This is a genomic window from Paenibacillus rhizolycopersici, assembly GCF_014947195.2.
GTDB classification, from domain to species: Bacteria; Bacillota; Bacilli; order Paenibacillales; family Paenibacillaceae; genus Fontibacillus; species Fontibacillus rhizolycopersici.
In genome coordinates this window covers 39,742-45,859 of record NZ_JADCNN020000030.1, presented here as the reverse complement: position 1 = coordinate 45,859, position 6,118 = coordinate 39,742, and the positions used below count along the sequence as shown (strand labels likewise).

Sequence of the window (6,118 nt, the reverse complement as noted above, 5' to 3'; positions counted from 1 at the left end):
TTCTTCATTTTTGCGCACTCGCCCCATTACTCTATCGAGTCCTTCGTGGCTTGATACAGCTTTTCCGTATATTCGTCGATCTCGTCCCGGGACATGCGCAAACGCTCTGCTGACGAGCCGTATCCAATCTCCTTCTTTCCCTCGGCTAAGCCCTTGAAAATCCCATCCGTGAAGGCATCCAGCGGTTCTCCGTGCGTATGCAATCCAGACCCCCCGAGATCCGTGTTCACCGCGGGCGGAGCAATTTCAATGACTTCAACCGATGTATCGGACAATTGATGTCTCAAGCTGACGGTGAAAGAGTGAAGCGCCGCTTTGGTAGCCGAATAAACCGGGGCAATCGCAAAGGGGGTAAACGCCAGCCCAGAGGTGACATTAAGAATCGCAGCGGTTTCTTTCTTCGCAAAATACGGAGCGAACAGTATGGATAAATGGACAGGCGCCTCGATATTCGTGGTCATCTCCTTGCCATAGTCGTGCCAGTGGTCTCTCGCATCTGCTTTCAGCAGGTTATATCGCAGCTGGATGCCGGCATTGTTGACCAGCACGTTCACGTCCGGATAGTTCGTTGTCACCCAGTCAAACAACGCCACGCGATCGGAGTCCACCTCCAAGTCGCAGGCTCGGGTAATCAAGCCGGGCACTTGCTCCCGGGCTTGCTGGAGCACGCTCTCCCGTCGGCCGCACACGATGACGGTATTACCGGATTGCACGAATCTTTCCGCAAAAGCCAGCCCGATCCCGGAGCCGCCGCCGGTAATCAATATCGTATTTTCTGAAAGCTTCATTTGCTTTCCACCTCAAGTTGTTTTTGATAACGTTCGATTTTATCGTCAATCCCCAGCAAGTGCTCGTTCATCAAAGCGATCTCTTCCGTCACCTTCTTCTTGTGGTTCACCAGCATCTCAAGCCGCTTCTCAATGGAGGCATCCCCTTCGACAACCCATTCCATATACTGCCGAATGCCGCTGATGGGCATGTTGGTGGTCTTGAGGCAAATCACGATTTGAAGCAGCGCCAATTGACGTTCTGAAAATAAGCGTCTGCCCGCCTCGTCCCGTTCGATAAACGGGAGCAGCCCTTTTTTCTCATAGTAACGCAAGGTGGATTCCGGAATATCGTAGGTTGCTGAAGCTTCGCCAATGGAATAATACTTCATGATTGGAGGCCCCCGAATCTAAGGTTTCTTGTCGACATGACTATGATACGACTTAAACTATGGTTTAAGTCAACAAGTTAGTTTGCATTTACGTCAGCCTGCTCGGTTACAGTATAATAGGGGAGGAGTGAAAGACCCCAAAGAGAGGAGCCAAGGGAAATGGCACAATCATTACAAGGTAAAGTCGCGATCATCACAGGCGCAGCTAGAGGGATCGGGAAAGCAACAGCCGTGGCCTTAGCCAAAGAAGGCGTAAACGTAGGTTTAATCGCAAGAACGGAGTCGACATTGAAAGAGGTCGCAGCCGAACTGCAAGGGTTGGGAGTCAAGGTCGCTTATGCGGCGGCCGATATTGCCTCGAAAGAACAAGTGGAGCAGGCTGTTGAAACGTTGAAGAACGAGCTGGGCCCAGCGGATATTTTGATCAATAACGCGGGAATTGCTACGTTTGGGACGGTGCTGGAGATGGACCCGGCCGAATGGAAGGGTATTATTGACACCAATGTATTGGGTACATACTACGTAACCCGAGCGGTACTACCTCAACTGGTCGAAAAAAATAGCGGAGATATCATCAACATCTCCTCGACGAATGGACTGAACGGGGCAGCGACCTCGAGCGCCTACAGCGCCTCGAAATTCGCCGTGATCGGGTTTACGGAGTCCCTTGCTCAGGAGGTTCGCCGCAATAACATCCGGGTGTCGGCTTTAACGCCAAGCACAGTGGCAACCGATTTGGCCCTTGAGCTGAATTTGATTAAGGACAATAACGACTCCAAGTTCGTTCAACCGGAAGATCTGGCAGAATTTATTGTCAGCCAATTGAAACTTAGTCAACGCGTTTATGTGAAGACGGCCAGCTTCATTGCGACGAACCCGTTTTGAGCGGTGGAGCCAGCGTTATTAGGCTCATAAACAGGAAGCCCCCTTGGGGGCTTTTTGCTTTTTGTAGGGGAACGGTTGATCTGCTGGCAGCGAATATGCGAACATGGGGTTATACGACGAGAAGAGGGGGCCCGCCTCGTGGCCAAATGGGATAATATGTTGTCCATGTTATGGATGTTGCGTTTCGGCAGGAAGCTTACGGCGTCCCAGATTGCGGACAACCTGGAGATCAGCGTTCGCACCGTGTATCGGTATATCGATGCTTTATGCGCCAGCGGCGTGCCGGTCGTTGCGGAATCGGGCCACGACGGAGGCATCCACATTCTGGACAGCTTCAAGGAAACGCCCTTGTTCTTCAACTCGGTAGAACTAAAGGCGCTTGTCGACGCGTACAAATTTGCCCAGGGCGCCGGATATCCGTTTACGGAAGAGTTGGAAAGCGCGTTGAAGAAGGTGGAGAACAGCCTGCATGAAGAGCAGCGTCAGGATCTTTCGGCGCAAACGAGCGGACTTGACGTGATATCTCCGGCGCGTCCTCCCTTCTTGACCGCAGCATTGCGGGACTTGGAGCAAGCGGCGAAAGAGGGGCGGACGGTCCGCATCGTGTACCGCAAGGCCAACTCGGAGCGGGAAGAAGAACGCGACGTTGATCCGTACGGGTTGGCTTTCGACCGGAACGAATGGTACGCGGTCGCGTTTTGCCGACGGTCGAAAGCGATGCGGACGTTCCGCGTGGACCGCATCGAGCGGTTAGAGCCGACCGAGGGACGGTTTGAAAAGCCGGAAGGCTTCTCGGCATCCGATTATTTCCGCGACCAGACCGAGCAGGGGCGGGAAGCGGAAGGGCCGTTGGTCGTCGTTCGTATCCAAGGATTGCCGGACAGGCTCAACGAGGTGTGCAGCCATTGGCATCTACGCCACTATTTGACGGAACGCACCGACCGGGAGGCGTGCTTTGCGCTCGACGTTCCGACGATGAACAAGTACCTTCCGAAGTATCTCATCACGTTCGGGACGGCCATCCGAGTCCTCGAACCGCCGGAGTTGAAACGCAGAATTCAGGAGACCGCCTCCGGCATCGCCACACATTACTTGGATGAAACCGATTGATCTTCGCTGACAGCATTTGTCATGGAACCCGGTATATGATAGAGACATGGCTTCAGCGGAAGCGGCAGCCTAACGACGACAATGACAAGGAGCGTGAAACGATCCATGCAAAGACCTTCGGATCAATGGCTTAACTATCATGTTTGGGCGAATGACCAACTGTTCACTCATTTGGAGCAGCTTCCGGAGGAGGTATTCCATGCGGATGTGACGAGCGTATTCCCGTCCGTGGCTCAGGCGTTGGGACATATTTACCTGTTCGATCAGCTTTATCTGTCCGTGCTTGAGGGCGTTCCGAGCGAGGACATTTTTCCGAAAATGCCGATCTGGTCAGAGGAAACGAAAGGCAAGTCCGTAGGCGAAGTACGGCAGCTGTTCGCCGGCGTCGCCGATCGGTTCCGCGATCTGCTGCAGCATACGCCCGACCCGGATATGGCGATGACGATCCACCACCCGAAATATGGCAGCCTGGATACGCGTTTCTCCGATATTCTGCATCATGTGGTCAATCACGGGACGTATCACCGGGGGAACGTGACCGCGATGCTGCGGCAGCAAGGGTATGCCGGCGTCCCTACGGATTATTTGTTCTTCTTGCTGGGGCGGCAGGCGGGAACGCCGTCGCTTTAACCATCATGCCAAAAAACCAGCCCATTCAGAATGAGCTGGTTTTCCGTCTTCGTATGCCGAGATATTGAGGTTATTTCGTTCTTTCTTTCAAAGAGGCCACTTCATAAGTGATCAGCTGGCTGTCGAGAATCGGGGATTCCTTTTGCTCGGCACCGGAACCGGGTTCCGGACGTTTATGCGCCTCCTTGAAGCTATCGCTGTTTCTCCAAGCGGTGAAATCCTCCATTGTCTCCCAATGCATGTTCACATTCAGCTCATCATGATCTTCGTGTTGTGCCAGGAGAACCTCGACTTTCACCAAGCCCTTCGTTTGGTCTAGCGGTCCGGAGGCCGTGAAACCAGGAGCCATGACGGCACCCATCCCTTTTCTGACCTTGATTCGGTTCGTGATGACGATCATCTTCAACCTCTCCTTTTTCTCATGGATTCGTTTATTTCGCCCGCTCTGCTAGTAGCAGCTTGCCATCTTCCATGTGGTACACTCTATCGCAGTATTCAAGCATGCGCTCATCGTGGGTGACCATAATCGCCGCAATCTTGCGCGTCTTTACTTGATGCGAGATCAGATTGACGACCTCATGCGCCCGCTGGGTGTCTAGGCTGGCTGTGGGTTCGTCGGCCAAAATCACGTTGGGATGATTCATCAAAGCCCGCGCAATCGCGGTGCGCTGTTTCTCGCCGCCGGACAGCTCTTCCGGGAAGCTCTTCAGCTTCGACCAGAGTCCCAGTTCTTCCAGCAGCTTAACGGCGAATGCTCGATCCTCTGCTTTTATCTTGCCCGCCATCTTCTTTACTATGAGAAGTTGGTCAAGAACGTTAAGATAGGGGACCAAATTGGAGGATTGCATAATAAATCCGATTTCCTTCAATCGAACACTGGACAGCTCTTTTTCGGAGAATGTCGAAATCGGTTGTCCATTCAAACGAACTTCCCCTTCGGAAGCTTTGAGCAATGCCCCGGCAATCGATAAAAAGGTGCTCTTCCCGGATCCGGACGGGCCGACTACAGCGACGAACTCACCTGGCTCGACGGTGATGGATACCTGCTCTAATGCGGTGACCTTGTTGTTTCCCTCGCCATAATATTTCGATACCTTGCTGATTTCCAAACCTGTCGTCATTATTCCACCCTCCCAAGCGCTTGAAGCGGATCAATTTTTGTGATTTTACGAACCGATACCAGGGAGCTCAGCACCGCAATAACCAGAAGGACAACCGAGTACACCGCGACAAGATTTGTCTCCAGCTTGAACGGCATCCCCTTAGGCATGATGGCCGCGGTCCCATACGCAAGAAGAACCCCGATGACAATGCTGACAAGCGAGAGAACCGTCACTTGCGACACGATCGCTTTGCTTAGGAATCCATTTTTCGCGCCGATCGCCTTCATAATGCCAAATTGATTCGTTTTCTGCATCGTCATGACGTAGAAGAATACACCCAACACAAATGCGGAGATGACGAACAAGAAGGCCAGCATCATGAGGATCGTGCCATTCTCCTCCTTATAGCCCGGCATGCCCTGTACCGCTTTGGCACGCGTCACGGTATCCGTATTCCCAAGCTTGTCGCTGATGGTATTCGGGTCAATTTTGGATCCCTGCAGCATGATGGCATTGACAGGACCCTCAATCCCTTTGTCGGAGCCGGGCGCGGCGAATGCAATGTTGCGCCATTCCGGCATCGGAATAAATACGGCCGGCAGATGGTTATAGGTTTGATTCTCAACAAACCCCATAATCGTCAAAGCCTCTGTCGAACCGTCCAATTTGAACGTATCTCCGAGTTTAAATCCTTCTTCCTTCATCGAAACATTGACGATGACGCCAGTCCGTTGATCATTCGTAAGCTTATCGCCCTCGATGACCTTCGGCTCCAGGAAGCTGCCGGGAACGATGCCCAAGATCGCGATATCGACTTTATCGTCATTCTTCGTGCTATCGCCTTTCAGGGCCGTCGCCATCGTGCTTCCCATAGGAGCTGCCGCAATGACGTTCGGCAGTTTCTCGGCTTCCTCTACCAACTGATCGGATAACAGAGACTTACTCATGGAATTCTGGGAGCCTTGCTCGAAGACCACATAATCGGCTTCCATATTCTTAAACGCTGACGCAGCCAGCGATGATAACCCGTTCCCCAATCCCGACAGGATAAAGACCAGCCAAGCCATCATGACAAAAATAATGACAATCATCGAAAATCGCAGCTTGCTATGCAGGATTTCTCTCATCGCTAAAAACATGTAATTCAGCTCCTCACTCTGTATTATGACACTAGTGTCAAATTGGATATCAGATATCACTTCATGACTACCTCTTGATTAAACACCATTTT

The 6,118-nt window shown here is 52.3% G+C and carries 8 protein-coding genes; 3 read left to right on the top strand and 5 right to left on the bottom strand.

Features of this window, described 5'->3' with window-relative positions; all coding sequences use genetic code 11:
• Positions 1 to 26: 26 nt before the first annotated feature.
• Positions 27 to 788: an SDR family oxidoreductase gene (locus IM700_RS21305; protein WP_193418864.1), complete on the bottom strand. Its 762-nt coding sequence runs from the start codon at positions 786 to 788 to the stop codon at positions 27 to 29.
• A complete protein-coding gene (locus IM700_RS21300) occupies positions 785 to 1,159 on the bottom strand; it encodes a MerR family transcriptional regulator (protein ID WP_193418866.1) in 375 nt (124 codons plus the stop codon). Before IM700_RS21300 ends, IM700_RS21305 begins: the two co-directional genes overlap by 4 nt.
• A 159-nt stretch (positions 1,160 to 1,318) precedes the next feature.
• On the opposite strand from IM700_RS21300, the gene IM700_RS21295 reads away from it, so the two are divergent.
• The 3 genes from IM700_RS21295 to IM700_RS21285 all read left to right on the top strand — a co-directional run bounded on the left by IM700_RS21295 (position 1,319) and on the right by IM700_RS21285 (position 3,784).
• Positions 1,319 to 2,044 carry a 3-ketoacyl-ACP reductase gene (locus IM700_RS21295; RefSeq protein WP_193418867.1) on the top strand — a complete coding sequence of 242 codons (726 nt, stop codon included), beginning with the start codon at positions 1,319 to 1,321 and terminating at the stop codon, positions 2,042 to 2,044.
• Positions 2,045 to 2,182: 138 nt separating this feature from the next.
• Entirely contained in the window at positions 2,183 to 3,154 is a 972-nt protein-coding gene (locus IM700_RS21290) for a WYL domain-containing protein (RefSeq protein ID WP_193418869.1), read from the top strand.
• A gap of 105 nt (positions 3,155 to 3,259) precedes the next feature.
• Entirely contained in the window at positions 3,260 to 3,784 is a 525-nt protein-coding gene (locus IM700_RS21285) for a DinB family protein (protein ID WP_193418871.1), read from the top strand.
• Positions 3,785 to 3,854: 70 nt separating this feature from the next.
• Here IM700_RS21285 and IM700_RS21280 read toward each other — a convergent pair whose 3' ends face one another.
• From IM700_RS21280 to IM700_RS21270, 3 genes are read right to left on the bottom strand one after another with little or no spacing between them, the layout of a single operon-like run.
• Complete coding sequence (locus IM700_RS21280) at positions 3,855 to 4,184, bottom strand: heme oxygenase (RefSeq protein WP_193418873.1); 330 nt, start codon at positions 4,182 to 4,184, stop codon at positions 3,855 to 3,857.
• Between the two features lie 31 nt (positions 4,185 to 4,215).
• On the bottom strand, positions 4,216 to 4,905 hold the full coding sequence (locus tag IM700_RS21275; protein ID WP_193418875.1) for an ABC transporter ATP-binding protein: 690 nt from the start codon (positions 4,903 to 4,905) through the stop codon (positions 4,216 to 4,218).
• On the bottom strand, positions 4,905 to 6,026 hold the full coding sequence (locus tag IM700_RS21270) for an ABC transporter permease (protein ID WP_193418877.1): 1,122 nt from the start codon (positions 6,024 to 6,026) through the stop codon (positions 4,905 to 4,907). Before IM700_RS21270 ends, IM700_RS21275 begins: the two co-directional genes overlap by 1 nt.
• Positions 6,027 to 6,118: the final 92 nt, after the last annotated feature.